19 protein-coding genes are annotated in these 25619 nt (G+C 56.7%); 6 read left to right on the plus strand and 13 right to left on the minus strand.

Features of this window, described 5'->3' with window-relative positions; translation table 11 throughout:
* Positions 1 to 163 precede the first annotated feature (163 nt).
* Positions 164 to 1912 (plus strand): D-lactate dehydrogenase, encoded by a 1749-nt coding sequence (dld, locus tag I6N93_RS07970; protein WP_085684085.1) that lies wholly within the window; start codon positions 164 to 166, stop codon positions 1910 to 1912.
* 108 nt (positions 1913 to 2020) lie between these two features.
* Here dld and I6N93_RS07975 read toward each other — a convergent pair whose 3' ends face one another.
* From I6N93_RS07975 to I6N93_RS08000, 6 genes are all read right to left on the minus strand, one after another.
* Positions 2021 to 3664 (minus strand): Na/Pi cotransporter family protein, encoded by a 1644-nt coding sequence (locus tag I6N93_RS07975; RefSeq protein ID WP_085684084.1) that lies wholly within the window; start codon positions 3662 to 3664, stop codon positions 2021 to 2023.
* A gap of 258 nt (positions 3665 to 3922) precedes the next feature.
* Positions 3923 to 4915: an ABC transporter ATP-binding protein gene (locus I6N93_RS07980; protein ID WP_085684082.1), complete on the minus strand. Its 993-nt coding sequence runs from the start codon at positions 4913 to 4915 to the stop codon at positions 3923 to 3925.
* Between the two features lie 2 nt (positions 4916 to 4917).
* Positions 4918 to 5703 carry an ABC transporter permease gene (locus I6N93_RS07985; protein ID WP_085684080.1) on the minus strand — a complete coding sequence of 262 codons (786 nt, stop codon included), beginning with the start codon at positions 5701 to 5703 and terminating at the stop codon, positions 4918 to 4920.
* 19 nt (positions 5704 to 5722) lie between these two features.
* Positions 5723 to 6565, minus strand: coding sequence for an ABC transporter permease (locus I6N93_RS07990; protein WP_085684078.1), 843 nt, complete (start codon positions 6563 to 6565; stop codon positions 5723 to 5725).
* On the minus strand, positions 6562 to 7380 hold the full coding sequence (locus I6N93_RS07995; RefSeq protein WP_085684076.1) for an alkaline phosphatase family protein: 819 nt from the start codon (positions 7378 to 7380) through the stop codon (positions 6562 to 6564). Before I6N93_RS07995 ends, I6N93_RS07990 begins: the two co-directional genes overlap by 4 nt.
* Before the next feature lie 21 nt (positions 7381 to 7401).
* On the minus strand, positions 7402 to 8463 hold the full coding sequence (locus I6N93_RS08000) for an extracellular solute-binding protein (protein WP_085684074.1): 1062 nt from the start codon (positions 8461 to 8463) through the stop codon (positions 7402 to 7404).
* Between the two features lie 267 nt (positions 8464 to 8730).
* Here I6N93_RS08000 and I6N93_RS08005 point away from each other — a divergent pair, with 267 nt between their 5' ends.
* Positions 8731 to 9441 carry a UTRA domain-containing protein gene (locus I6N93_RS08005; RefSeq protein WP_085684072.1) on the plus strand — a complete coding sequence of 237 codons (711 nt, stop codon included), beginning with the start codon at positions 8731 to 8733 and terminating at the stop codon, positions 9439 to 9441.
* 130 nt (positions 9442 to 9571) lie between these two features.
* Here the strand turns inward: I6N93_RS08005 and I6N93_RS08010 are convergent, their stop codons facing one another.
* Together I6N93_RS08010 and I6N93_RS08015 are read right to left on the minus strand one after the other, a co-directional pair.
* Positions 9572 to 10000, minus strand: coding sequence for a type III secretion system chaperone (locus I6N93_RS08010; RefSeq protein ID WP_085684070.1), 429 nt, complete (start codon positions 9998 to 10000; stop codon positions 9572 to 9574).
* 32 nt (positions 10001 to 10032) lie between these two features.
* On the minus strand, positions 10033 to 15066 hold the full coding sequence (locus tag I6N93_RS08015) for an AvrE-family type 3 secretion system effector (protein ID WP_085684068.1): 5034 nt from the start codon (positions 15064 to 15066) through the stop codon (positions 10033 to 10035).
* A 222-nt stretch (positions 15067 to 15288) separates the two neighbouring features.
* On the opposite strand from I6N93_RS08015, the gene I6N93_RS08020 reads away from it, so the two are divergent.
* Complete coding sequence (locus tag I6N93_RS08020; protein WP_085684066.1) at positions 15289 to 16668, plus strand: pectate lyase; 1380 nt, start codon at positions 15289 to 15291, stop codon at positions 16666 to 16668.
* 1 nt (position 16669) lies between these two features.
* Positions 16670 to 17014 (plus strand): DNA-binding protein, encoded by a 345-nt coding sequence (locus tag I6N93_RS08025; RefSeq protein WP_085684063.1) that lies wholly within the window; start codon positions 16670 to 16672, stop codon positions 17012 to 17014.
* Positions 17015 to 17183: 169 nt separating this feature from the next.
* On the opposite strand, the gene topA is transcribed toward I6N93_RS08025, so the two are convergent.
* Complete coding sequence (gene topA / locus I6N93_RS08030; protein WP_085684061.1) at positions 17184 to 19781, minus strand: type I DNA topoisomerase; 2598 nt, start codon at positions 19779 to 19781, stop codon at positions 17184 to 17186.
* A gap of 433 nt (positions 19782 to 20214) precedes the next feature.
* Here topA and I6N93_RS08035 point away from each other — a divergent pair, with 433 nt between their 5' ends.
* The gene (locus I6N93_RS08035; RefSeq protein WP_085684059.1) at positions 20215 to 20472 is read left to right on the plus strand and encodes a YciN family protein; all 258 of its coding nucleotides are present in this window, start codon (positions 20215 to 20217) and stop codon (positions 20470 to 20472) included.
* A 116-nt stretch (positions 20473 to 20588) separates the two neighbouring features.
* Here the strand turns inward: I6N93_RS08035 and sohB are convergent, their stop codons facing one another.
* A complete protein-coding gene (gene sohB / locus I6N93_RS08040; protein ID WP_085684057.1) occupies positions 20589 to 21635 on the minus strand; it encodes a protease SohB in 1047 nt (348 codons plus the stop codon).
* 319 nt (positions 21636 to 21954) lie between these two features.
* Between sohB and I6N93_RS08045 the strand changes: the two genes are divergently transcribed.
* On the plus strand, positions 21955 to 22716 hold the full coding sequence (locus I6N93_RS08045; protein WP_085684055.1) for a YciK family oxidoreductase: 762 nt from the start codon (positions 21955 to 21957) through the stop codon (positions 22714 to 22716).
* Positions 22717 to 22805: 89 nt separating this feature from the next.
* Here the strand turns inward: I6N93_RS08045 and rluB are convergent, their stop codons facing one another.
* The 3 genes from rluB to rnm form a co-directional block, all read right to left on the minus strand.
* Positions 22806 to 23687 carry a 23S rRNA pseudouridine(2605) synthase RluB gene (gene rluB / locus I6N93_RS08050; RefSeq protein ID WP_085684053.1) on the minus strand — a complete coding sequence of 294 codons (882 nt, stop codon included), beginning with the start codon at positions 23685 to 23687 and terminating at the stop codon, positions 22806 to 22808.
* 141 nt (positions 23688 to 23828) lie between these two features.
* Positions 23829 to 24449: an L-threonylcarbamoyladenylate synthase gene (locus tag I6N93_RS08055; RefSeq protein WP_085684051.1), complete on the minus strand. Its 621-nt coding sequence runs from the start codon at positions 24447 to 24449 to the stop codon at positions 23829 to 23831.
* Positions 24450 to 24520: 71 nt separating this feature from the next.
* Positions 24521 to 25414 (minus strand): RNase RNM, encoded by an 894-nt coding sequence (gene rnm / locus I6N93_RS08060; RefSeq protein WP_112092190.1) that lies wholly within the window; start codon positions 25412 to 25414, stop codon positions 24521 to 24523.
* Between the last annotated feature and the right edge of the window lie 205 nt (positions 25415 to 25619).

A 25619-nucleotide genomic window follows, 5' to 3' on the forward strand; every position in this document is an offset into this window, starting at 1 on the left:
ACAGGTTATTCACGTTGGGAAGCGGTTAAAAAACGATCTCCCCCCCTCCGTGTGAGCGGCCAATACAATAGCTTACCGAGCGAGTTGGGGATACGCGCAAAATTCTGAATAAGCACTATCCTTTCTAAAGAAATCATAAGATTAATTAACAGGACGGACTCTCATGCAGGATCATGCTACTTCAATTACGTTTAGCGTAAACGCCCAGGAGTTTATAGACACCCTCACCCGTATCGTCGGCAAATCTCATATCCTCACCGACACGCGCAAAACCGAACGCTATCGAAAGGGATTCCGCTCCGGTCAGGGGAATGCGTTGGCGGTCGTCTTTCCGGGATCGCTACTGGAACAGTGGAAAGTATTCAAAGCCAGCGTAGAAGCGGATCGGATTGTCATTATGCAGGCCGCCAATACCGGACTGACGGAAGGTTCGACCCCCAGCGGCGACGGCTATGACCGTGAAATCGTTATCATCAACACCCTCAGACTGGATAAGGTGCAACTGTTGGATCAAGGACGACAAATCGTCGCGCTCCCCGGCAGCACGCTTTGGCATCTGGAGCGCGTCCTGAAGCCATTAGGCCGCGAGCCGCACTCGGTAATCGGTTCCTCGTGTATCGGCGCATCGGTCATTGGGGGGATCTGCAATAACTCCGGCGGTTCGCTGGTGCATCGCGGTCCCGCCTATACGGAGATGGCGCTGTACGGACGCGTGAACGATCGAGGCAGGGTAGAACTGGTCAATCATCTGGGGATTAATCTGGGAGAGACGCCGGAGCAAATTTTGATTCGTCTGGAACAACATCAATACACCGAGGCGGACGTGGTCAACGATGAGCGCCAGGCGTCCGACCATGAATACGCCGAACGCGTCCGGGACGTGGATGCCGATACCCCTTCACGCTTCAACGCCGACGAACGCCGTCTGTACGAAGCAGCAGGCTGCGCGGGTAAACTGGCCGTCTTCGCCGTGCGGCTGGATACGTTTCCGGCGCAAAAATCCCAACAGGTATTCTACATCGGCACCAATCAGCCGGAAGTTCTGACCGAGTTGCGTCGCCATATTCTGGCGCATTTTACGCACCTGCCGGTGGCCGGAGAGTATCTCCACCGGGATATGTTCAACATGGCCGAGGTCTATGGTAAAGACACCTTCGTCATGATCGACAAGCTGGGCACCGATAAAATGCCTATGTTCTTTAACCTTAAAGGTCGGATGGACGCCATTTTCGATAAGATTCCGTTCCTGCCGTCGCACCTGGTGGATCGCACCATGCAGTTGCTTAGCCGTTTGCTGCCCTCTCAGTTGCCTGCGCGTATGCGGGCCTATCGCGACCGCTATGAGCATCACCTGATGTTAAAAATGGCGGGAGATGGCATTGAAGAGGCGCATCGTTGGCTGGAAAGCTATTTCCGCGAGGCAGACGGCGAATTTTTCGCTTGTACGCCGGAGGAAGGCAACAAAGCGTTCTTACATCGGTTCGCGGCGGCCGGAGCCGCCATACGCTATCACGCGGTACATAGTCACGAGGTGGAGAATATTCTGCCGCTGGATATCGCTCTGCGCCGTAACGACCGGGAGTGGTTTGAGCATCTGCCGCCGGAAATCAGCGATCAGCTGGTGCATCGCCTCTATTACGGACACTTCATGTGCCACGTATTCCATCAGGATTACATCGTAAAAAAAGGCGTCGATACCCACAAGCTGAAGGCGCACATGCTGGAACTGCTCGATAAGCGAGGGGCTGAATACCCTGCGGAGCACAACGTCGGCCATCTTTATCAGGCCAAACCGCCGTTGAAAGCGTTTTATCAGCAGAACGATCCCACCAATACGCTTAATCCCGGCATTGGGAAAACCAGCAAGCTGAAAAACTGGGGCTGCGGCTGCAACGACAGTTCACGCCACTAACGCCGCGATTCTCTTTTCTCTAGGGCTTCCCCACGTCATCGCGAAGCCCTGGTTTCCCCCGCCACATTCTCTCACTGCTGTCGAGAAATCGAATAGCGGCAACCGCCGTTAGTTGGCTTCTACCGCGTCGCGTTCTTCATCATGCTGATTGTCCAGCTCCAGCACGCTGTAGGCTACCGAGCAAAACAATGAGTTCAGACGCTTCATGTCGCCTAACAGCCCCAGATGCAGCGAACTGGTTTCCAGACTCTGCACGTTCTTCTGCCGCAAACGCTCGACGTGCGCATGGGCGAACCGGCGATCCATTATGCGGAAGCGGTGTTTGGAGCGACGCAGACGTTTCGCGCTGGCGATATCGTTATTGAAGAACACGGTCTGGCTCAGCCGCAGGTTGTCGAGCAGTCGGGAGTAAAGCGCGTCCAGCTCCTCTTGCCCTTCTGCGGAAAACGCCCGGCGCGATGCCTGCGCTTTAGCGCGAATATCGCCGGCCATTTTTTCCAGAATATCGCCCGCCTGTTCCAGATTCATCGTGACCTCAATAACCTCGGCCCAACGGCGAGAGTCGCTTTCACCGAGATCGTCTTTCGCCATCCGCGCCAGATAAAGTTTGATACCGGTATAGAGCACGTCGACATCGTCATCCAGACGACGAATGGTTTTCTCCTGAAGATAGTTGCCGTGCATCATTTCGTGGGTGAGGATCAACATATTTTCCACGATGTCTCCCATCCGCAGCGTCTCCCGAGCGGCGTTGGCCAGCGCCAGCGCCGGGGTATCCAATACGCTGAGATCCAGATGCCGCGGACGCAGCCGCGGGTCTTCCTCCTGATTGTCGCGCAGCAGCATCTGGCACCACTCCGCCATGCGTCCGGTCACCGGCAGCATCAGCAAACAACGCAGCAGGTTGTAAACCACGTGGAAGTAGATGACCAGATTCTCTGCGCTGACGGGCAGTTTTTCCATCTCCACCGCCAGCATCTCGACGAAAGGCAGCACCACCACGCAGCCAGCGAGCTTGAACAGCAGACTACCCAGCGCAACCCTGCGACCATCAACACTTTGTTTACTCGCGTTGATCATCGCCAGCATTCCGCTGCCCAAATTGGCCCCGACCACCAGACACAGCGCGACCTTCAGCGAGATCACGCTGGTCGCCGTCAGCGTCGCGGTCAGCAAGACGGCCGCCAGGCTGGAATAGCTGACGATGGCAAACAGGGCGCCAATCAAGGCATCCAGCAGGATGTCGCCCGTCAGCGAAGAGAAGAGAACCTTGACCCCAGCCGCCTGCGTAATCGGCGTGGCGGCATTTACAATCAGCTCCAGCGCCAGCAGGATCAGCCCAAGGCCGATCAATACACGCCCCATCTGCCCGATGCGGGCCTGTTTACGACTAAGGAACAGTGCGACGCCGCTGAAGATCAGCAGCGGGGAGAGCCAGGAGAGGTCGAAGGTCAGGATACGTACCATCAGCGCGGTCCCGACGTCCGCGCCCAGCATAATCACCAGCCCAGGTGCCAACGCAATCAACCCCTGCGAGACAAACGATGTGACCAACAACATAGTGGCGTTGCTGCTCTGTACCAACGCCGTGACCACAATGCCCGCCATAAAAGCCAGCGGTTTGTGACTGACGTTCTTGCTGAGCATACGACGCAGTCCTGCGCCATACACTCGCATGATGCCGGTGCGGACAATGTGCGTCCCCCACACCAGCAGCGAAACAGCGGACAATAAGTGCAGCAATATCAACAAAACAGAGAGCTCCTTAACCTTCAGCGATCGACCGTTTCCTATCGCCAGTGATGTAGCCAAAATACGTCATGTGTCGCAAAAGCGTCCAACCGTTTTCCGCGTTTTGTCGCAGCCGGCTCGCCAATGAAGAGCATCGGCGGAGGCATGCTATCAATCGTCCCGAATCCGCTTGTCGTTATCAACCTTAAAACGTCTCTCTGTGGCGGTAATGAGGCTCTGTTTAGGCTTTGTGAGGCTCTCTGTCCGTACAAATTAACGTCATGCCACCTCCTGAATGGTCGCCAGATCGAGGAGTAATCCCACCTGAGCGCCCTCATCGTAAACCAGTTCCATCGAGCGGTTGAGCGTATCCACCTGCAATTCGAATTCCTGTACCCTCACCCGATAGCGGATCACATTGCCAAGCAGGCTATGGCCGACGATAATCGCCGCTACGCCCTGCTGCGGGTGGGTCAACGTGATTGACTCAGGGCGAATAGCCACCTGTTGCGTAAATGTCTGCCCGGTCAGCCGGGAAGCCTGTTCCGCGCTCAACAGATTGTAGTTGCCAATGAAGCCGGCCGCGAATGCATTAACCGGCTGAGTATACAATCGCGCCGCGTTACCATTTTGCACGATTTCGCCTTTATTCATCAGGACGATGCGATCGGACAGCGTTAAGGCTTCTTCCTGATCGTGCGTTACGAACAGCGCGGTGAGCCTCAGCTCACGCTGGATAGTGCGGATCTGCTCTCGCAGATGGCGGCGAATACGCGCATCCAGCGCGGAAAGCGGTTCGTCTAGCAACAGCAGCCGGGGGCGCGTCACCAGGGATCGCGCCAGCGCCACTCGCTGACACTGGCCACCGGAAAGCTGGTGCGGATAACGCCGGGCGAACGTCTCGAGTTCCACCAGCGCCAGAACGTCTGCCACTCGGCGATGCACCTCGCCGCTCGACAATTTTTGCATCTTCAACCCGAAAGCGACGTTGCCCTCCACCGTCATATTGGGAAACAGCGCGTAACTCTGAAAGATCATGCCAATTCCCCGCTTCTGGGGCGAGAGCGGCACGATATTCTGGCCCTGGAGCAGGATTTGCCCGCTGTCGACCGGCGTCAGACCGGCAATACAACGCAACAACGTAGATTTGCCGCAGCCGCTCGGGCCCAGCAGCGTAACAAATTCCCCCTCTTCCGCCATGAAGTCGATCTGGTTGAAAACTGAGGTCGACCCGAAACTTTTATTCAGTTGCGTCACTTGCAGATAAGCCATGTTTATCCCTTGTTTTTATTCAGCAAATTCGCCAGCCACGTCACCACCAGCACAACGAAGAAGTAGGAGATCACCAGCGCGCTGGTGAAGTGTCCGCTACCGTTACGCATGTTGAACAGGTAGACCTGCAGGGTTTCGTAGCGGCTCCCTACCAGAAGATTGGCGAACACGAACTCGCCGATCAGAAAGGAGAAAGACAGCAGGACAGCGATAAATGCGCCTTTACGCAGATTGGGCAGCACCACCCTCCATGCCGCCTGCCAGGTACTCGCCCCCAACAGGTGGGCGGCATCGATCAGCTCGCGCAGGTTAATCGCCTGTAGATTGTTAGTGATGGCCCGATAGATAAACGGCAGCGCGATGGTGAAATAGCAGCCGATGAGGATCCATGGCGTGCCGGTCAGCATCAGCGGCGCCGAAGAGTACAACTGCAGCAGCCCCACGGAGGAAACGATGGGCGGGACGGCAAAAGGCAACAAAATCAGGACGTTCATCACCGCATCCAAACGAGGAAACTGATAGGCGATGACGAACATCGCCGGCAGAATCAACGCCAGCGACAGCAGCAGCGAAGCGCCGCAGATCAACAATGAATGCCACAGCGCCGTCAGAAAACGCGGGTCCATCCATAAACTTTTCATCCACTTCAGCGTAAAACCCTCCGGCAATACGGTGGAGCCCCACTGGGTGGCGAAGGCATAAACCAGCGTTGCCGCCAGCGGCAGCACCAGAACGAACAGCAGCGTTCCCACCACGAAACGGTGGTAGACGCGTTCAGAGAGAGACATGACCGTTCTCCACGATGCGTTAACGTTTTACATTCAGATAGCTGTGACGAATCAGCCATTGATGAAGCACCGTAATCAGCGTCATCAACACCACCAGCAGCATGGACAGCGCACTCCCGAGGTTAGGATCCAGCGAGATATCACCCGCGACCAGCGCCGCGATACGGACAGGCACGATGTTGAAGTTGCCGTTGGTCAGCGCATACACGGTGGCATATGCGCCCAGCGCATTCGCGAGCAGGATCACGAAGGTGCCTGCCAGCGCCGGCATCAAGATGGGCAGTCCGATATATCGCCAGTAGCGATAACGCCCGGCGCCGAGCAGCGCCGCAGACTCCCGCCACTCCGCCTTCAGACCGTCGAAGGCGGGGTACAGCAGAAGAACGCCAAGCGGGATCTGAAAATAGGTATAGAGAACGATGAGGCCGGAGCGGGAATAGAGGTTGAACGTCTCCATAAACCCCAGCTGTTTCAACAATAGCGTCAGACAGCCGTTCAGCCCCAGCAGAATCACGAAAGCAAACGCCAGCGGCACGCCGGCGAAATTGCTGGTCATGTTGGTGAATGCCATTACGCAGCGATGCAGGCGACCATGCCGGAGCTGACTGAGGGAGTAACTGCCGATGAGTGCGACCAACAAACCATAGAGGCTGGAGTACAGCGAAATATCCAGAGAAAACCGTATCGCCTGGAGATAAAACGGAGACGTCAGAATATCCCGGTAGTTATCCCAGCCCCATCTGGCGTTGATGTCACTGTAGAAACTGTTGACGGCGATCCATCCCAGCGGCACCAGTTGAAAAGCAATAAAGCACGCGGCGAATGGTAGCAGGCAAAACATCGCCAACCCTTTTTTCTTCATCGTCTCGCTCCCGCTACGTCAGCAAGCAGCGCGGAACAGCGAGGTTTATCGTGCGGCACCCCCAGAACCTCGCAGATCGTTCCACATAGTTCCGTCTGGCGCAGCGACGCGTCAACCAAGGAAAACGCATCGCCGAACACAAACAGCGGGACCTCCCTTTCCTCCGGCAGCACACCGCCGTGGCTGCGGTCGTCATTCATACCGTGGTCCGCGGTGATCACAACCTGATAGCCTGCCGACAACCAGTCCGCCAACCTCAGCGAAAGATAGCCGTCGGCCTTCCGGGCCTTATTCCGATACTGCGGGGACGACAGGCCGTACCGATGGCCCGCATCATCAATGTTCATTGGATGCACCAGCAGGAAGTCCGGACGATGGGTCCGCCGCAAGCTCTCGGCGTCAATCAACAAATGGGAGTCTGGGTAGTCGTCCTCGTAATAAAAATGACCGTACTGGATGGGTAGATGCTTATCCGCCGTATGGCGGTCACGCGGCGGGTCAAACGGCGTCCGGTTATACAGCTCGCTCACCCAGTGATAAGCCGCCGCTGCGGTTATCAGCCCGGCGTCACGGGCATAATGGAAAATGCTCCGCTCATTCGACAATCGTTGAACGTCGTTATGCACGATGCCGCTTTCCACGGGCGTCACGCCGGTCAGGATGCACTCATACAGCGGCCGGGAGAGAGAAGGCAGTTCGCTGGTCAGCGGATAGAGCCGCCCCCGTCCCGCATCGCACTGCGCTTGCAGATATCCCATCGCATCGCGCGCCACCTGATAATTCAGCCCGTCCAGCACGACCAGAATACATTTCATACCTGCTCCCTCCCCGGCAGATTACTGCTGCATGTTGATCATGACGGATTCCTGCCACTGACGCGGCAGCAGACGCGCGCTTTTCTCCCAGGCAGCCGGGTCGGCAATGGGACGGGCTGACTGATACTGTTCAGCCGGCAGCAGCTTGTCTTTCACATCATCCGGCAGCGACAGATGCTCTGCGCGAATCGGGCGGGCATAGCCGCGCGCCAGATTGATCTGACCGGCATCCGAGAAGATGTATTCGCGCGCCAGTTTGGCGGCGTTAGGATGCTGGGCATACTTGTTGATAATCGTGGTATAGCCGGACGTCACCGAGCCGTCTGACGGGATCAGCACGACAAAGCGGTTTTTATCAATTTGGTCGCGGTAGTTGAGGCCGTTGAAGTCCCATACCACCCCGACCTGCACTTCGCCTTTTTCGATATTGGCGATGACCGGGTTGGTCAGACCAAGCCGACCAGCCTTGGCTAAGTCGGCGAACAGATCCAGCCCCGGTTTAAGGTTGCGCTCATCTCCGCCCATCGCATAGGCAGCCGCCAGTATGCCGTTGGTGGCCTGAGCCGCCGAACTGACGTCCCCAATAGTGACGGTGTAACTGCCTTTTTTCAGGTCGGCCCAGCTGTGGGGCACATCTTTGACCAGCTGCTTATTGACGATGAAGGCGATGGTGCCGGTATACGCCAGCGCCCAGTGTCCGTCTTTATCTTTGGCCCAGTCGGGAATTTGCGACCAGGTGGTGGGTTTGTAGGGCTGGGTGACGCCCTTTTGCATCGCGACGGGGCCAAACGAAGCGCCCACATCGCCGATATCCGCGCTGGCATTCTGTTTTTCTGCGGCGAACTTGGCGATCTCCTGAGCGGAGCTCATGTCCGTGTCCGTGTGGCGCAAGTTATAGTGTGAGTTCAGGTCTTTCCAGGTGTCTTTCCAGTTCGCCCAGCTGTCCGGCATCCCCACGCTGTTCACCTGTCCTTCCGCCCGCGCCGCCTGCTCCAGCTCGGCGACGTAGCCTTCGGCCGCGTGAGCGGGAGAAAGCGACAGCACGAAGGCTGTCGTTAATACGGTTGCAACCCTGTTTTTCATCTTGAATGCTCCTGGTGATAAGAATGAACACTGGTCTAGTCCAGCAAAATCCACGCCAATCTACTCCCCAAAGATGAAATTTATATGTCAGTCGCCCCTATTGACTGCGGGATGAACGGTGTAGAAATTAACGCGCTATACTCCTGGCTGCCCATGACGGTCCGGGCAAGACCTTTTGACGACTGCGTGGCAATATACCGTTCTGATCAAAAACGGCGGTGTACCCATGCTGGTGCAAGTCGTGCTCCAGAATAGGCTGACGAACTCATGCAACAATCTTCGACCACCGTGGCGCTGATCTGCCAGACGCTGCTGTCGCAAATTGATAAAGGAACATGGCGGAGCGAGGCGCGTCTGCCCTCGGAAAGAACGTTGTGCGAACAGTTCTCCACGACCCGGATTACCCTGCGTGAGGCGCTGCTGCAATTGGAGTCTCAAGGAGTGATTTACCGGGAGCCGCGTCGAGGATGGTTTATCTCTCCGCCGCGGATCGTCTATAACCCCTTGCAGCGCAGCCATTTTCACGCCATGGTCGAACAGCAGGGACGCCGCGCCGCTACAGAGGTGCTGGACGCTTGCGAGATCGCCGCCAGCGACGTGATAGGCCAGCAGTTGACGCTGCCCGTGGGCGCGATGGTTTACCAAATCCGCCGCCTGCGACGCGTTGACGAACGCGCGGTGCTGTACGTGGAGCACTACCTGAATCCCGCTTTCTTTCCGGGCATTTTTCCGTCCGATCTCACGCAATCTCTCACCGATATCTACGAGACGCGCTATGGCATCCGCTATGGCCGGGTTCGATTCACCATGCTGCCGACGCCGGCTCCGCCTCTCGCCGCCTCGGCGCTCAACGTGGCGGCAGGCAGCCCGGCGCTATTTATCACCCGTATCAACCGGGATCAGTCAGACCGAATCATCGATTGCGACCACGAATACTGGCGCTACGACGCCATTCACATTGACGTCGAAGCGATTTAACGGCGCTGAATACAAGCGTTCAGGATCAGGTTGACGTCATCACCGGTTCCAGTGACGACATCAGGCTAACGGCCAAGCCTGCTATGATGAACGCTGCGCCGCTCCACTAAGCCAGTACGATCCGCATACGTTACGCCGCCTGCATTTGCCCCAGCAGAGAGATAATAAAGTCCCGACTCTCCTTCACCTGTTGCATAAATCCGGAAAGCACTGCGTTAAAACGATGTTCATCCAACCCGCTGAGTGAATACTGAAAGCACAACCGCAGCTGGTTGAACTCATCCAACGCCAGCCAGCAACCGCGCATTGCCGCCATTTCGAAATTAAGTTGCAGCATCAGACGAAAGATCGCCACTTCGTCTACCCCATCCGCGCCATCAAGCGAGGCTATCCGGCAGTGAAGTAATAGCTGTTCGCTGTGTGCCGGGACGTCAATCACCGCCGCTTCTTCGCCGTGCTCGTCATTAAGCACGCAAATCCCATTATCCAGCCTCAATGAGGTTTGTGTGGCCTGTCCAAACGCCTGCAGTAAACGGGCGACCTGTTGTTGGGAATGCATTGTGGGGCTCCTTCTGCATGTGCCATCGTGTATTAGTGTTTCGCCAGCGTAATGCCTTCCTGATGCAGGCTGTTCAGCGCCTGAGCCAGGGTTGGATTAGCCCGCGCGATCTCGCCTGCCAGACTAAAGTGCCTTGGCGTATTCTGATTCTGTCCATAGGAGAAATGAATTTCTCCCAGCGACTTGCTCATACTGACGTCCACGCTGCTGGACGCACCGATGATAGGCGTGGGGAACGTGAAGCCCTCTTTTTTCTTTACCGTTTCGGTAAAGCTGATCGAGCCGATACGCAGGTTGTTGCTGTCTTTGAACAGGTCGACGATGTTTTTTTTACTCAGGCTATTGTTCTGAATCCCCTTCTCCACCAGCGCTTTCATTGCGTCTTTGGGTTCCAAATTCACGCTGGCGGAAACGTTAGGCCGCGCCTGTAGATGGGTAATCACGGCTTTTAACGTCGGGTCGTCGTTCATGAAAGCGTGGATACGTTCGGCGTTGGTGGGCGGCAGGTTATCGCTCACCAGCTTGCGCAACGCGTGCAGCACGCCGTTGCTGTCCAACTTCGATAAGTTGGCGTAGCTGGCGCTGTGGCTAACGCTGGAGAGCGTGACCGCCTGCTGCCTGGCCGCTGACTGCTGCCGAACGGCTTTGTCGAGCGACTGAATCGCGCTGTATTGCCCATCGCTCTGCGGCGTTTTGGCGTCAAAGTGTCGATTCATGATGGCCAGTTGCTCGTCGATGTCGTCCAGCTTTTTTACGCCGCCGAGCAGTTGTTGGGTTTCCACATCGCCAAAATCTTTCTCAAGCGAAGCCGTCAGTTCCTCAATGTCGCTCTTCTGTAGCGGCTCCGCCACTTTGATCTTCAGAGCGATACTGTGGCTGGTTTTGGTGTCGACAGACAGTGTGGCCGAGACGCCAGTGCCGAATCCTGCCGGCAGCGTACCTTTGCCCGGTTGCGTTGTCGCCATACCCGCCCAGAGCGCGGCGTTCGCGCCTGCGGAAGCCTGGTTAAAGAACCGCACCCGGTTATTGCTGGTTGTGTTTTTCTCATTCAGATCGCCTCGGATCGTGCTGTGTTCGTGACTGGCGGACAGCACGTTGACGCCCCCGCTGACGCCCAGCGAAGCCCGGGTAGTGGTGGAGAAGGTTTTGTTGTCGTTATCCGTCATGTTGACCGCAGCGCGGCCGTCGAGAGTGAATGCGCCGTCCACATCGAACTTCACGGAAAGCCCCTGCTTAACCTGGTGTTCTGTCCCTTTCTTTACCAGTTCCAGCGGATTGATTTCCCCTCGCGTCAACTCATCAATAAATGACGGCAGCTCTTTTTCGCTCAACGTGAAGCTGAGGCCGTTCTGTCGGGTCGAGCCAATCGTGGCGGAACCGCTGACGCCCATCCTCAGGTCGAACGTCAGCGTATGGTCGCCATCCAGTATGAGATTTTCTTTCGTGGCCTTGGGTTCATGACCGACGATCGCTCCAGCTTTGGCGCTCAGGCCGCCGGTGCGGCCAAAGCTCACATCAATGCCGTTATCCCCCCGGCTGAAACTCAAACTGTAGCCGCGCTCGCCCGTCACTCCGCCGCTGGCGATCAGCGGCGACGGAATATGGTTGATGGTTACCTTGGCCAGTTGAGTCGGCATCACATAGACCGAGCTCACCCCCGCGTTGTAATTCCGGTTGAAGCTGATACTTTCCCCGGCATTCAGCGACAGCACGGTGTCTTTCATTTTTTGGGCCAACTGCCCCTGATCGTCCGCCTGCAACGAGGTGCGCGACGTGACGCTGACGGCATGCCGTTCGTCCTTGAAGGCGCGGGTAAAGGTTTTCACCGCGTCGTAGTCCGCCTCCAGCGATGAGAAGCTGGTAAATCCCATGTCCGTGGCGCGCTTCACTTCGTTATGGCCGTATTGATGATCCCGCAGCAGCGCCAGCGCGTCCTGCATCGGCTGTAGCTCCGCCCTCGTCGGCGAGGCGCCGGAGAATCCCGCCAGCTTATCCACGATGCCATGCAGATCGCCGATAGTCAGCGTGTCCAGCGTCAGCCGCGATTTCGTCAGCGCCATCGCATCATGCACGTCGCGGTGCGCTCCCTGAAGCACCTTGTCGCTCTGGTAGCTCATATCCACCCTCTTCATGATGAACTGCTTTAACAACGCGGTCGCCTTGCTATCCGTCGATGAAGGATGCGCCAGCGTCGCCGTCATCAACGCCTCGCTGAGGTTTTTCCCGGAACGGTGCGAATTCATGCCTTGAATAGCGGATTTCAGCGCAGATGGGGTGAACTGATGGTTAATTTCGCCTTGGGCGTTGATCAGGCCCTGATGTTTGCCCAGCAACCGCGCCGCGTTGCCAGAACTGCGTTCCAAATCCTGATGGAACAGATGCAGCGCCTCCATCATGGGCTTGCCGGCGTCGCCCAGATCCAACTGGCTCAACTTGGTCTTCAGGTCGACGCTGTTTATCTGCGGACTCCGCTGATGTTGCGTATTCAGTACCTCCAGCCGCTTGAAGACCGAGGAATGAGCGGAATAGAGCGGATGCAGCCCCGCCCGGCCTTTAAAGTGGTGCTGAATGCCATCGCCCACGCTCTTGCCCAGCTCAGCCGGCAGCTTGATGACATTCGCGCGCATACGATCGACAAAACTGCTGTTGGTCTTTTTGTTTTCCTGCGCCATTTGCCCCAGAACTTGCGTATCCAGTTTCGCCGTCAATCCGGTTCCCGGGATAGCGATGGCTTTTACGTTGCCGCTCAATCGCTCGTAAACCGTTTCCGCCGCGCGCGGCTGAGTCGAGGTAATTGCCGTGTTCGGCTGATGCTCCTTCCATCCGCCTTGGGTTAGACGTTGCTGACGGTCATTCTGATGTACCAGCAGGTCATGTTCCAGCGTTGTATCCAGCCGTTCAATCTTACCCCCCCCTGGCGTTTCCACCGGTTGCCATCGCGCGCCGGCAGCGCCGGCGTGGTCGCCCTGCCAGGACTCGCGCGGCAAGGTAAATAAAGCGCCCTCTTTGTTGAGCGCGAACAGGTTGCTGTCGCGATCCAGCGCCAGATCGACAATCTCGCCCGTTAGTCCGTCCTTGGGCAACGCCGTGGCAGGCGCCGATTCCCGGTTTGTGCCGGGACGGACCTGATGCAGCTGGATTTCGCCCGCTGAATTGGCGGAGATAAACCGATTAACGTTCACCACGGTTAGCGCGACCGCACCACGCTCCTTTTCCAGTCCCGGCAGCGCATCGCCGGCCTTTGGCGTATTGCGCGCGTGGCTGAGAGCAAATACATTGCTGTCGCCATGAACGACGCTGTCCGCCTTCTGATTGATTGAGAGCGCTTTGACCTGACCGTCATGCAGGACGTAGGGCTGATTATCCAAACCACGTTTGAGCTGACTGGCGGAAATCGAGGTCGGCGTCCAGCTACGGGTGGTGCTGTCCACGTAATGCACTTTGCCTTCATGCAGCGCCATCACGCCGAGGCGTCCCATATCCATGACGGACGACGAGGGCGGCGCAACGTGAAGCAGCCCCATTTTGTGGTCCACCACCAGCGAATCGCTGAGATTCCACCCCGGCTTGAAGCCGCCGCCTTCCTGCGCTGGGGCGGCAAGATGCTTATGCCCGTGCGCATCTTTGACCAGCGCGAGCAGACTGCCTTCGCCGTTGCTGACAAAGCCCTCCGTGTGATGACCTTTTCCCAGAGAGCCCTCCAGATCCGGGCTGTGCAAGGGGGTTAAATCGACCCGCCGCCCTCCATCCTGAGGCAACGTTCCGACAAAAACTTGCCCCTCGTGATCGGCCACCAATAGCTGTTGCCGATCAAGCCCTACGGCTTTGGCATCCACCTGTTCGCTGCCGCGTTCCAACGCGCTCGCGCCGTTCAAAGCCAGTTGCAGCGTGCGGTGCTCGGCCTTGGGGGCGTTCAATGCCGGCAACAAATGAAGCGTGCTCGCCCCACGGTCTGGCGTCGTCAAGACCACCGTCTGTCCGTCAAGGTTGGAGGAGAATGAAGAAATATTGTCGGCAAAGGCCGCCGATTCTACGCCGGTCGACAGGTTGCTCAGCGTGTGACTTTCCTTCACCGCATAAAGTCCGCCGTCCGCCTGACGGGACAGCTGCGCGTGCTTGCGATCGTCTTTCTGCTGCCAGACGCCATCGGGGCTCAGGCTGAACAGTTTGCCATCGTGCAGGCGCAGCGCCTCGTCATGATCGTCCAGAAAAATCCCGGAAAGTTGCGACTGGAGTCCGCCGGGGGGATTCGGCAGCGACAGCGATCCGGCGTCTTTACCGTTGAGCTTGGCCTCGGTGCGCACCTGTGTTTCAGACACATGCAGGGAGTAGCCTGCCGCCCCTTTACTGTGCAGCAGCTCACTGTCTTTTCGCGAGGGTGCGCTGCTATGCAAACCGACCATACCGTGTTTGCCGTAATGAAGGCTAAACACTCGCCCTATTTTATCCATCAACAGATGATGGGTGCCGTTCGGGTTCTTGTGGTGCGCCACAAACGGCAGATCGTGTTTACCAATCGTTTGTGAGAGCACCGTTTTCAGCGGGGCTGGTACATCGTCGCCCATGATGACCTTACCTTTTTTATCCAAAGAGAGCCCCAGACCTACCGCCGCAGGTGCCTGACTGGCGTTCGAGCTCGACGCCTCATCGAAATGAGAAACCGCGCTATGCATGCTTGCCGTTCGGGATGAGCCGGCGCTGGATCCCCCCTCGCGCGACGGAGAACGCTGCAACAGATCTCGTAGCGTGGTGACGGTTTTGACCGGTGGTCCAGCCGCCGGATCGGTTCCGGGCGTGTGCTGCATCGCACGGTCGATGGCGTCTCTCATGTCGCGGAGATTGGGAGAGCGCCCGACCTGCGATCCCATCGCCTCAGGGTGTTTCGCGGGCTGGCTGACGCGAGGCGTTGACGCCAGCCGCATTCCCTCCTGCGCCAACGAGCCGGCCGCTTTCTGTCCGGCGACGGAGGTATGTCCCTGGGACACCGCCCGGCCTTCGCCGGATACGGTCGGCATAGGGACTTCTGCCACCGTCTTATGATCAATGTTTCTGATATTGCCCAACATAGTCGTCTCCCGGAGAGGTTCTTGGATAAAAGGTGATTGCCGAATAAGTGGTTAGGAGATCGCATTCAGTTCCGCAGAAAAAGAAAACGAGGGATGAATGCCATGGGCTTGGGTTTAGGGAACTGGGCGAACGTTTGAGCCACCCATAAAAAAAGCGAACCGCCTGTTCAGAATTCGCTACGGCCTGTTTTTCACTCAACGACATCCTACAAGGCACACGCTATGTCAGACCTGAACATTACGCTTACTCTGCCCAGCCCCGGCATGAATCACGCCAATCTGGACAGCATCACTCCTCAGAACCTCTCAACGGAACGGCAGGACACCGACAGCAACGCGACACAATATCAAACGGCATTAGAGAGCATGGCCAAGCTGCTGGCGGCACTATTGCTGACCCTGCAAGCCGGAAGCCAGACGCCGTCAGAAGGCGCAGGCCGCTCAGATAACAACGGCACCGCCTCAGGGGGCATTGGCGGTCAGGATAGTCAGAACCAGCAAAACCGGCTGGAGACGCTTGGCAAGCTGCTGGATACGCTGATGCCGCAGAGCGGGCAAAGCACACCAGAGTACGGAGCGTCCGCTGCGCATCCACAGGATCTGAGCCGCGACACATTGCAGAACGCCGGAAGCAACGCGCTGGCAGGCAGCCTGTTGCCGACGCTGGACGGCGGAGGCCAGCTTGGCACCGACAAACTGTCTCAAACGCTGCTACAGCTGATTGCCATACTGATGGACCACCAGAAGAGTCAGTTCGGCCAGCCGCAGGACGGAGACGTCGGTAACGGCGGCGCATCAGCCGTCCCCGGCTCGCTGCCGCTCAATAGCGCATCGGGTTCCCCTTCAGCGGCGCTTCAAACCGTAGAGACAGCGCCTGCGGCACGGGGCGAAACATCACTGCCTGGCTCTGATGGCAACAGCCCATCATCAACCCGTCTTCCGAATCAGCCGGGGGCTGCGCCGTCTGCGATCGGTCAGAGCGGAGCCGTCAGTTTTCCAACGGCCGATAACGCCAGTGCGGTCATCGTGAACGAACCGATCAAAGTCGGCGCAGGAGAAACCTTCGACGGTCAGGGCAAGACCTACATCGCCGGGGCTGGACTGGGCAACGGCAGCCAGACGGAAGGACAGAAACCGCTGTTCGAAGTTGCGGACGGCGGCTCGGTCAAAAACGTGATTTTCGGCGATAATGCCGCGGATGGCATTCACCTGTACGGCGACGCCACGATTGATAATGTCCATTGGACCAATGTCGGCGAGGATGCGTTAACCGTGAAGGACAATGCGGGCAGCCCTGCCAATGTGACGATCACCAACAGCAGCGCACAGGGCGCCTCCGACAAGGTCTTCCAATTGAATGCGGACGCCAACTTCACAGTGGATAATTTTAAGGTTAAAGACTTTGGGACTTTCGTGCGGACTAACGGCGGTCAGCAAGGGAACTGGAATATCAACCTCAGCCAGGTGGATGCGGAAAACGGCAAGTTCGCGTTTGTGAAAAGCGACAGTGAAGGGCTGAATGTCACCGCCCAAAATAACAGCCTGACCAACGTCAACCATCCGTTCAAAGTGCCGAGCTCGGCCGCACTCCAGGTGAGCTAAGATGGATGAGAAAACCCCTTCTTTTCCCCGTGATTCTTCCGCCCGTTGGCGTGACCACGTCACGCCGGGCGCTTATCTGTCTCCTGCCGAACGACGCGCATTCGAAAAGGCGATCCATTACGTGTCGGCACGCATTGATCAGGTACTCAGTCACAAGGATAAACCACGGACGGGAATATTTGATTTCGACGCATTCGTGGATTCACTGGAAGCAGACTTTCTGCGTAGTACGGGGGATTGTCTGACGTCGGGCTTGAATCGCGATATCGGGCAAACAGCATTCAGGATCATCCGAGGCATTGCCGACCATCTGATCGCCCTTCAGGCTCAGCGTCACGCGGATTAACGTCGCTGCCCGAAGCCTAACTTACGCTATGACGGCATCGGGTATCGCTTCGGTAATGCACGGGATAATGCGATCGTTCGACAAAAAAACGAGGCCGTCAAAAACGGCCTCGTCATCATCCTCTTGCCTGTCTGACGGAACGGCTCAACGCACACCGTCGCGGTAAAAATTATTTCTTGGTTTCAACCCATTGACCCTCCACATAGAATGCGGACCAGCCGGTCGTCTTACCGTCTTTTTCCGACGAGACGTACTGCTGTTTGGTTTTACGGCTGTAGCGCACCATGGTTTTATTGCCCGCACCGTCGTTGACGGGCGCATCGGCCAGATAGCGCAGTTTTTCCGGCAACCGATCCTTGAACCGCTGTAGTTCTTCCACCAGCGGCGCGCGCGTTTCACGCGATTTCGGGAACGTATTGGCGGCCAGGAACACGCCTGCTGCGCCGTCTCGCAGTACAAAGTAAGCGTCGGACTTCTCGCAAGGCAGTTCAGGCAACGGCACCGGATCCTCTTTCGGCGGAGCGACTTCGCCGCTACGCAGGATCTTACGTGTGTTGGTACAGTCATCGTTAGTGCACGCCATATACTTACCAAAGCGCCCCATTTTCAGGTGCATTTCTGCGCCGCACTTGTCGCACTCAACCACCGGACCGTCGTAGCCTTTCAGTCGGAACTCGCCCATTTCGATTTCATACCCTTCACAGGACGGGTTGTTACCACACACGTGCAGCTTGCGCTGATTGTCGATCAGATAGCTGTCCATCGCCGTGCCGCATTTCGGGCAGCGACGACGCGCGCGCAGCGCATGGGCTTCCGCCTCATCCCCTTCAAGGATATTCAGCACCTCCTCTTCCGGGATCAGGTTGATCGTCGTTTTGCAGCGTTCTTTCGGCGTCAGCGCGTAGCCGGAGCAGCCCAGGAATACGCCGGTGCTGGCGGTGCGGATCCCCATTTTACGGCTACAGGTCGGGCAGTCGATGCTGGTCAGCACCATCTGATTCGGCTTCATACCGCCCGCATCCGGATCCAGCTCGGCGGTTTCCAGACGCTTGGTGAACTCATCGAAGAACTCGTCCAGCACACCTTTCCACTTCGCCTGATTGTTGGCGACCTGATCGAGACTGCTTTCCATGCGTGCGGTAAAGTCGTAGCTCATCAGCTCGCGGAAGTTCTCTTCCAGACGGTCGGTGACGATTTCACCCATTTTCTCCGCGTAGAAGCGACGGTTTTCTACCCGAACGTAGCCACGGTCCTGAATCGTCGAAATGATGGAAGCATAGGTAGACGGACGTCCGATCCCGCGTTTTTCCAGCTCTTTCACCAGAGAGGCTTCGCTGTAACGCGCAGGCGGCTTGGTGAAGTGCTGACTCGGCAACAGTTTATCGAGCGTCAGGGCTTCGCCCACATCCACCGCAGGTAGAGAACGGTCTTCATCATTCTTGCGCAGTGCTGGCATCACTTTGGTCCAACCGTCGAAACGCAGCGTGCGGCCTTTAGCGCGCAGCTGGTAATCGCCAGCGCTGACCGTCAGCGTGGTGGAATCGTACTGCGCCGGCGTCATCTGACAGGCGACGAACTGACGCCAGATCAGCTGATACAGCCTCTGCGCATCCAGCTCCATATCTTTTAACTGTTCGGACTGCACATTGACGTCGGAAGGACGAATCGCTTCATGCGCTTCCTGAGAGTTCTCTTTGCTGCTGTAGTGGTTAGGCGCGTCCGGCAAGTAACGTTGACCAAATTCATCGCTGATAAAACCGCGTACCATGTCCAGCGCGTCCTGACTCAGGTTGGTGGAGTCGGTACGCATATAGGTAATGTGGCCCGCTTCGTACAGACGCTGCGCCATCATCATGGTCTTCTTCACGCCGAAGCTGAGGCGCGTACTCGCCGCCTGTTGCAGCGTGGAAGTGATAAAAGGTGCGCTGGGTTTACTGCTGGTCGGTTTGTCTTCGCGATCGGTTACCACATAGCGGGCTTTCTCCAACAGAGAAACCGCCGCGTGGGTCTGGTTTTTGTTGACCGGTTTGAAAGGCTTGCCGTTGTGATGTGTGACCTGCATTTTCAATGCAATGTCGCTTGACGCCAACAGGTCCGCGTGCAGTTCCCAGTACTCTTCAGGAACGAACGCTTTGATTTCACGTTCGCGATCCACCACCAGGCGCACAGCGACGGACTGGACGCGTCCGGCGGACAGACCGCGAGCGATCTTTTTCCATAGTAACGGCGAGACCATGTAACCCACGACCCGGTCCATAAATCGACGGGCCTGCTGAGCGTTAACGCGGTCGATATTCAGTTCGCCTGGATTTTCGAACGCCTGCTGGATCGCGTTTTTGGTAATTTCGTTAAACACGACGCGGCTGAAGCGCGCTTCATCTCCACCAATGATTTCCCGCAGGTGCCATGCAATGGCCTCACCTTCGCGGTCAAGATCGGTTGCGAGATAGACGTGTTCAGCGTTCTCCGCCAACGTCTTCAGCTCGGCAACCACTTTCTCCTTGCCCGGTAGGATCTCGTAATTTGCCGCCCAGTCATGATAAGGATCGACGCCCATACGATTGACCAACGCGGTCTTCTCGTCCTTCTTAGGCGCTTTTTTGGTTTTTCCCTGTGCAGAATCCGCGCTCTTTTTACTCGCAGAGCCGCTAGTCGGCAGGTCACGTACATGACCGACGCTGGATTTAACCACATAGTTATTGCCAAGATACTTATTGATCGTTTTGGCTTTTGCCGGGGACTCAACTATGACGAGAGCTTTACCCATAATTTATTGTTACCTACTGAATTCTTTGAGAAAAGAAAAAATCTTTACCAACACGGGATGATAACCGTCATCACCCCAGCTCAATTCGCTTTCGGCTGCGAGGAACATCGTTCTGTTCTTGTCTTCACGGGCTCGCAGGCACCACTGATCCGTCGCAACTCTATGATCCCGTGGGAATAGTCGTTTACCGCATTGTAACCATAGTTAACGGTTATCATCCACGGCGTAAATAAATTATTCTGCTTGACTATGGAAAATCCCACACTCTACCTGATAAATGCGACCACGCAACTTAATTAGCATGTAAAGGCGGTTTTCGCCACCGATCGCCCCGCGAGAACTTAAACGAGTAAGATAAAATCTGGCGATTTGCCGTGTAAAGGATCCAGGCAGTACAATGCCGCAGAATTTTACTCGCAGGAGCACAGGCGTTATGCACGCTAATAAAGAAAAGACCCCCATCGATCGCGCCACCTTGCTGGCGGAAGCCAACACCCTCATCAAAAATCACGACGACTATTTACAAGGTATTGAAGCCTCCGACGTCGAGCAAAAAAACGGCGTGCTGGTTTTTCGTGGCGACTACTTTCTAGACGACGAAGGGCTTCCTTCGCGCAAAACCACCGCCGTATTCAATATGTTCAAATACCTGGCGCATGAGCTATCTGAGAAATACATCCTGAAGGACTGAGCATGTCGGCTGGCGGAGACACGGCGGCTGAATCAGCGCGGAAGCGCCGATAAGAGTAAAAACAGGAAGTTTGATTCGGTCGTAGCCCGCCGCTACGACGGGCTACGACAGACAGGTTACAGGAGAGGATGTTGTCCTTTTTGCCACCAGCGCAGCATCAAGCGCTCCAGTGTGGCACCCGCGCTGCCGGTAAAGCGATCCATCAGACGCTTGCGGCGCGTGTAGTGCACTGACAGGACGTTGTAGGAATTCATCTCAGCGATCAGCAAATCGTCGCTGGTGCCAATCGCGTCCACCAGTCCCAACGCTTTTGCCTGAGTACCGAACCAGTGTTCGCCCGTCGCCACCGCATTAATATCCAGGCCAGGACGCATCTCACTGACGAACGACTTAAATAACTGATGCGTGATATCCAACTCTTCGCGGAATTTCTCACGTCCGGCATCCGTGTTTTCGCCAAACAGCGTCAGGGTACGTTTATATTCGCCTGCCGTATGAAGCTCGACATCAATATCGTTGTTTTTCAGCAACCGGTTAAAATTCGGCAGCTGCGCAACCACGCCGATGGAACCGACGATGGCGAACGGCGCCGCCACAATGCGATCCGCCACGCAGGCCATCATATATCCCCCGCTGGCCGCGACTTTATCGACTGCCACCGTCAGACGAATCCCCTTATCGCGCAAACGCCGCAACTGAGAGGCCGCCAGACCATAGCCATGCACCACGCCGCCGGGACTTTCGAGTCTTAACAGCACTTCATCGTTCTTACGGGCCACGGCCATTACCGCAGAAATTTCCTCGCGCAGCGAACTGACTTCAGAGGCGTCCATACTTCCATTAAAGTCGAGTACATACAGGCTAGGTTTGCCCTTGTCCTCATCGCCGCGCCGACTACGCTGCTTCTCCAATCGAGCCTTGGCCTTTTCCTCTTTCTTATGTTTTTTCTCCAGCGCCTTGCGTTCCGCGTCGCCCAGGGCGGCGCTCTCCATCTCCCGCTGCACGCCGCGATACTGCTCGCCGAGGTCGATGACCTGCAGCTCGCCGCCCCGCGGGCGTTTTCGCTGAGACAGCCCTAAGGTCAGCACCACCAGCGCGCCAATGGCGACCACCACGGTCAATGTTTTTGCCAGAAATAATCCATATAAAGCCACTAATTCCATGAATACCGCCTTTTATTCTGTGACTAGCAGGAAACTGACTCGGTCAGCGCTCCTGACTGGGTTGCCTAACATCAGTGTCATAACGTAGCTTATGCCCTGCGTTATGGCGATGCCTTAGCAATGAAATTCACATTTTTGCTGTTTTTTCCAACGCGCCTCCCGGAAATAGCGCCAGTCTGATTGAATATGCCTATCGTTTCAGGCATAAACCCTCCATTTATAGTTGCAAAATCGATATCGGATTCCGGTCGCCGCGCGTGGCCGACAGCAATCCCCTTTCGTTCAGCGTCTGAGTTGACGATGGTAAGAGGACATTGACGTGCACTATCAACCTAAAAATGATCTGCTGAAACAACGTATTATTCTGGTCACCGGCGCGGGAGACGGTATAGGACGCGAGGCCGCGCTGACCTATGCACGCTACGGCGCCCGGCTGGTGCTGCTCGGCCGTACCGAAAGCAAACTTCGCGCAGTAGAGAGGCAGATTCAGGAAGAGTGCGGCGCGCACAGCTATCTGATCCCGTGCGACATGCTGGAAGCTACGCCGGATCAGTCCCGCCAGATAGCGGAAGCGCTGAGTCAGGCGATGCCGCGTCTGGATGGCGTCCTGCACAACGCCGGGCTGCTGGGGCAGATCGCTCCCATGACGGAACAGTCCGTCGACATTTGGCAACAGGTCATGCAGGTCAACGTCAATGCCACCTTTATGCTGACGCAGGCGCTGCTTCCCCTGCTCCTGAAGTCGTCCAGCCCTTCGCTCGTCTTTACCAGCTCCAGCGTGGGGCGCGAAGGTCGCGCGGGCTGGGGCGCCTATGCCGTCTCAAAATTCGCCACCGAGGGCATGATGCAGGTACTGGCCGAAGAGTATCGCCATCGTAATCTGCGGGTGAACTGCATTAATCCCGGCGGAACAAGAACGGCAATGCGCGCCGCAGCCTTCCCTGAGGAAGATCCGGAAAAGCTGAAAACACCTGCGGATATCATGCCGCTCTATTTGTATCTGATGGGGGACGACAGTCGGCGCAAGACGGGTATGAGTTTTGATGCCCAGCCGCGAAGGAAACCCGGGGCGGCGGAATAACGCGGCAGAATGAAACGGTAGGGGGAAAGAACGGCGCGCCAAAGAAAATAAAACGGGATACCGTGTTGAATCGGGTATCCCTTAGTCAATCAGCCGTTACGCCTGGAAGGCGGGTTACGACGGCTTGGAGCCGCGCTTACCTGGCTGTGTCGTTTCACCGCACGGCGGATCTGATGGGCTTTCATCCGACGACGCTCACGCTCAACCGGCAATTTACTCACCGTTTCAGGCGGCAGTTGGACCAGCTCACGCAGATAGTTAACGTCTTCCAACTTCATTTCAGACCAGCCGCCACGCGGAAGACTCTTCGGCAGTTGGATGTCGCCGTAACGGACGCGGATCAGGCGGCTAACCTGAACGCCCACGGCCTCCCACAGGCGACGCACCTCACGGTTACGTCCTTCCGTTAGCGTCACGTTGTACCACTGGTTCATGCCTTCGCCGCCCTGATAGCGGATAGTGCGGAACGACGCGGGGCCGTCATCCAGCGGTACGCCTTTACTCAGCTGTTTGATTTTATCGTCATCGACCGTGCCGAAGACGCGAACGGCATATTCACGCTCGACTTCGCGGCTCGGGTGCATCAAACGGTTCGCCAACTCACCGTCGGTGGTGAACAGCAGCAGACCGGAGGTATTCACGTCCAGCCGACCGACCGCAACCCAACGCGCGCCCTGCATTTTAGGAAGACGATCAAATACCGTCGGACGACCGTCGGGATCGCTGCGCGTACACAGTTCCCCTTCCGGTTTGTAGTACATCAAGACCCGACATACCGTCTCTTCGGTATCGCGTACCGTCACTACGTGACCGTCGATACGCACTTTGGTCGCGTTGGTCACGTCGACACGATCGCCCAACGTGGCGATTTTACCATCGACGCTAATGCGTCCAGCCTGAATCATTGTTTCGATTTCCCGGCGTGAACCATGTCCTGCACGCGCCAGTACTTTTTGTAGCTTTTCGCTCATCGAGCAACCTCTGAGTGTCGCCTTCACAGGCGTCGGGGGGTAAATGCGCCGGCGTCGAAAACGCCCACGCATGAAATTTGCGGCGCGATTATAACTGCATTCGCGCCATTTGTATGCTGAATGTTGCCAAGGTGAGACGCGTCAGAGGAATGGGGTGATATCGCCAGTGCCTTCGCGAATCACCTCCGGCGAATCGCCGGTGAGATCGATAACCGTCGTGGGCTGTTGCCCGATAAAGCCGCCGTGAATAATCAGGTCGACCTGTTTGCCGAGATGTTCCTGGATCTCTTCCGGATCGGACTCGGCGAAGTCGTTGCCCGGCAGCATCAGCGTGGTAGACATCAGCGGCTCGTTCATTGCCGCCAACAGATCCAGCGCAATAGGGTTTGCCGGAACGCGCAGCCCGAGGGTTTTGCGCTTCTCGTTCATCAGGCGTCTCGGGACTTCTTTCGTGCCCTTCAGAATAAACGTGTAGTTACCCGGCGTGTTGTTCTTGATGAGTCGAAACGCCGCATTGTCCACATGCGCATAGGTGGACAATTCCGACAGATCGCGGCACATCAGCGTAAAATGGTGATTGCTGTCCAGATGGCGAATGCGGCAAATGCGCTCCAGCGCCGATTTATCTTCCAACTGACAGCCCAGCGCATAGCCGGAGTCGGTCGGATAAACAATCACCCCGCCCTTGCGCAAGACGTCGACCGTCTGAGCGATCAACCGCGCCTGCGGATTTTGGGGATGAATATAGAAAAATTGACTCATGTACCACCTCATCTCTTCAAAACGTGAAATTCGCGACAGCGATGCCCCGCGTTTTCACGTGCGGCTGACCATCATGCCGTCAGCTCGTCTCTCAGCGTCGGATGTTCCCAAACCGGTTCCACTCCGCCGGGCAACCACAGTTTGCGCCCAAGTTCTATCCAGGCGCAGGGATAGTGAAAGTCCGATCCCTGCGATCCCAGCAAATGATAGTCCTGTGCATAACGCGCCAGTTGCGAACGCTCATCGGGCGCCTGCTGACACTGCGCCACTTCCATCGCATCGCCCTGACATTCGGCAAAGTGCGCCAGCAGTCGTTTTAACCACTTGGTGCTGAGCGGGTAACGGCCGGGATGAGCCATGACCGCCACACCGCCGGACTCATGAATCACGTCGACGGCCTGCTTTATTGTACACCACTGCGGCGGAACGTAGCCGGTTTTGCCCTTCGCCAGATAGCGCTTAAATACCTGGTTAATGGCCGTGGCCTTGCCTTGTTCGACCAGATAACGGGCAAAGTGCCCGCGAGTAATTACCCCGCCATCCGCGAGACGGGTAGCGCCTTCCAACGCACCGGCGACCTGCGCTTTTTCCAGCCGGACCGCGATTTGCTCGGCACGTTGCTGACGATAGTCCGCCTGCCGTGCAAGCAGCGACTCCATCGCAGAATGATGAGAGTTGATACTTAATCCGACGATATGAATTTCATGATTTTCCCACATCGTGGACACTTCGACGCCGGCAACCAGTCGCAGCGGCAGCGCCTCAAGGCGAATCGTCTCCCGCGCTTCAGCCAGGCCAGAGGTGGTGTCATGGTCGGTGATGGCCAGCACGCCAACCCGCATAGCTACCGCGCGGCGCACCAGTTCAGCAGGCGTTAATCCTCCGTCGGAGGCCTTGGTGTGACTGTGCAAATCGTACAGTGGGAATGAAGCAAGGAGGGGGGTTTCTTCTGACACGCAGTGCATCCATCTTGTCGGACAAAGATAAGTTCAAACGGCATGATGCCATCAATAGCAATAAAAAGGTAAGAAAGATAATTATGGCGATGCGCGGCAGCGCCCCGCATCTCATCCTGATTAATTTTTGTTTTCAGGTTGACTTACCTTTGATGTTCCCGTTAACTAGTACGCAAGTTCAGTAACGGATTAGAGACAAACCCATGGCGATTCA

This window comes from Lonsdalea populi, assembly GCF_015999465.1.
In the GTDB taxonomy this organism is placed as follows: domain Bacteria; phylum Pseudomonadota; class Gammaproteobacteria; order Enterobacterales; family Enterobacteriaceae; genus Lonsdalea; species Lonsdalea populi.

Bases quoted from the DNA above. Each gene is read 5' to 3' on its own strand.
- I6N93_RS08010 (WP_085684070.1), bottom strand. From the start codon at position 10,000: ATGCATTCCCAACAACAGGTCGCCCGTTTACTGCAGGCGTTTGGACAG.
- I6N93_RS08015 (WP_085684068.1), bottom strand. From the start codon at position 15,066: ATGTTGGGCAATATCAGAAACATTGATCATAAGACGGTGGCAGAAGTC.
- I6N93_RS08005 (WP_085684072.1), top strand. From the start codon at position 8,731: ATGCAACAATCTTCGACCACCGTGGCGCTGATCTGCCAGACGCTGCTG.
- I6N93_RS07990 (WP_085684078.1), bottom strand. From the start codon at position 6,565: ATGAAGAAAAAAGGGTTGGCGATGTTTTGCCTGCTACCATTCGCCGCG.
- I6N93_RS07980 (WP_085684082.1), bottom strand. From the start codon at position 4,915: ATGGCTTATCTGCAAGTGACGCAACTGAATAAAAGTTTCGGGTCGACC.
- sohB (WP_085684057.1), bottom strand. From the start codon at position 21,635: ATGGAATTAGTGGCTTTATATGGATTATTTCTGGCAAAAACATTGACC.
- I6N93_RS08035 (WP_085684059.1), top strand. From the start codon at position 20,215: ATGCACGCTAATAAAGAAAAGACCCCCATCGATCGCGCCACCTTGCTG.
- rnm (WP_112092190.1), bottom strand. From the start codon at position 25,414: ATGCACTGCGTGTCAGAAGAAACCCCCCTCCTTGCTTCATTCCCACTG.
- I6N93_RS07985 (WP_085684080.1), bottom strand. From the start codon at position 5,703: ATGTCTCTCTCTGAACGCGTCTACCACCGTTTCGTGGTGGGAACGCTG.
- topA (WP_085684061.1), bottom strand. From the start codon at position 19,781: ATGGGTAAAGCTCTCGTCATAGTTGAGTCCCCGGCAAAAGCCAAAACG.
- rluB (WP_085684053.1), bottom strand. From the start codon at position 23,687: ATGAGCGAAAAGCTACAAAAAGTACTGGCGCGTGCAGGACATGGTTCA.
- I6N93_RS08055 (WP_085684051.1), bottom strand. From the start codon at position 24,449: ATGAGTCAATTTTTCTATATTCATCCCCAAAATCCGCAGGCGCGGTTG.
- I6N93_RS08025 (WP_085684063.1), top strand. From the start codon at position 16,670: ATGGATGAGAAAACCCCTTCTTTTCCCCGTGATTCTTCCGCCCGTTGG.
- I6N93_RS08020 (WP_085684066.1), top strand. From the start codon at position 15,289: ATGTCAGACCTGAACATTACGCTTACTCTGCCCAGCCCCGGCATGAAT.
- I6N93_RS07995 (WP_085684076.1), bottom strand. From the start codon at position 7,380: ATGAAATGTATTCTGGTCGTGCTGGACGGGCTGAATTATCAGGTGGCG.
- I6N93_RS08000 (WP_085684074.1), bottom strand. From the start codon at position 8,463: ATGAAAAACAGGGTTGCAACCGTATTAACGACAGCCTTCGTGCTGTCG.
- dld (WP_085684085.1), top strand. From the start codon at position 164: ATGCAGGATCATGCTACTTCAATTACGTTTAGCGTAAACGCCCAGGAG.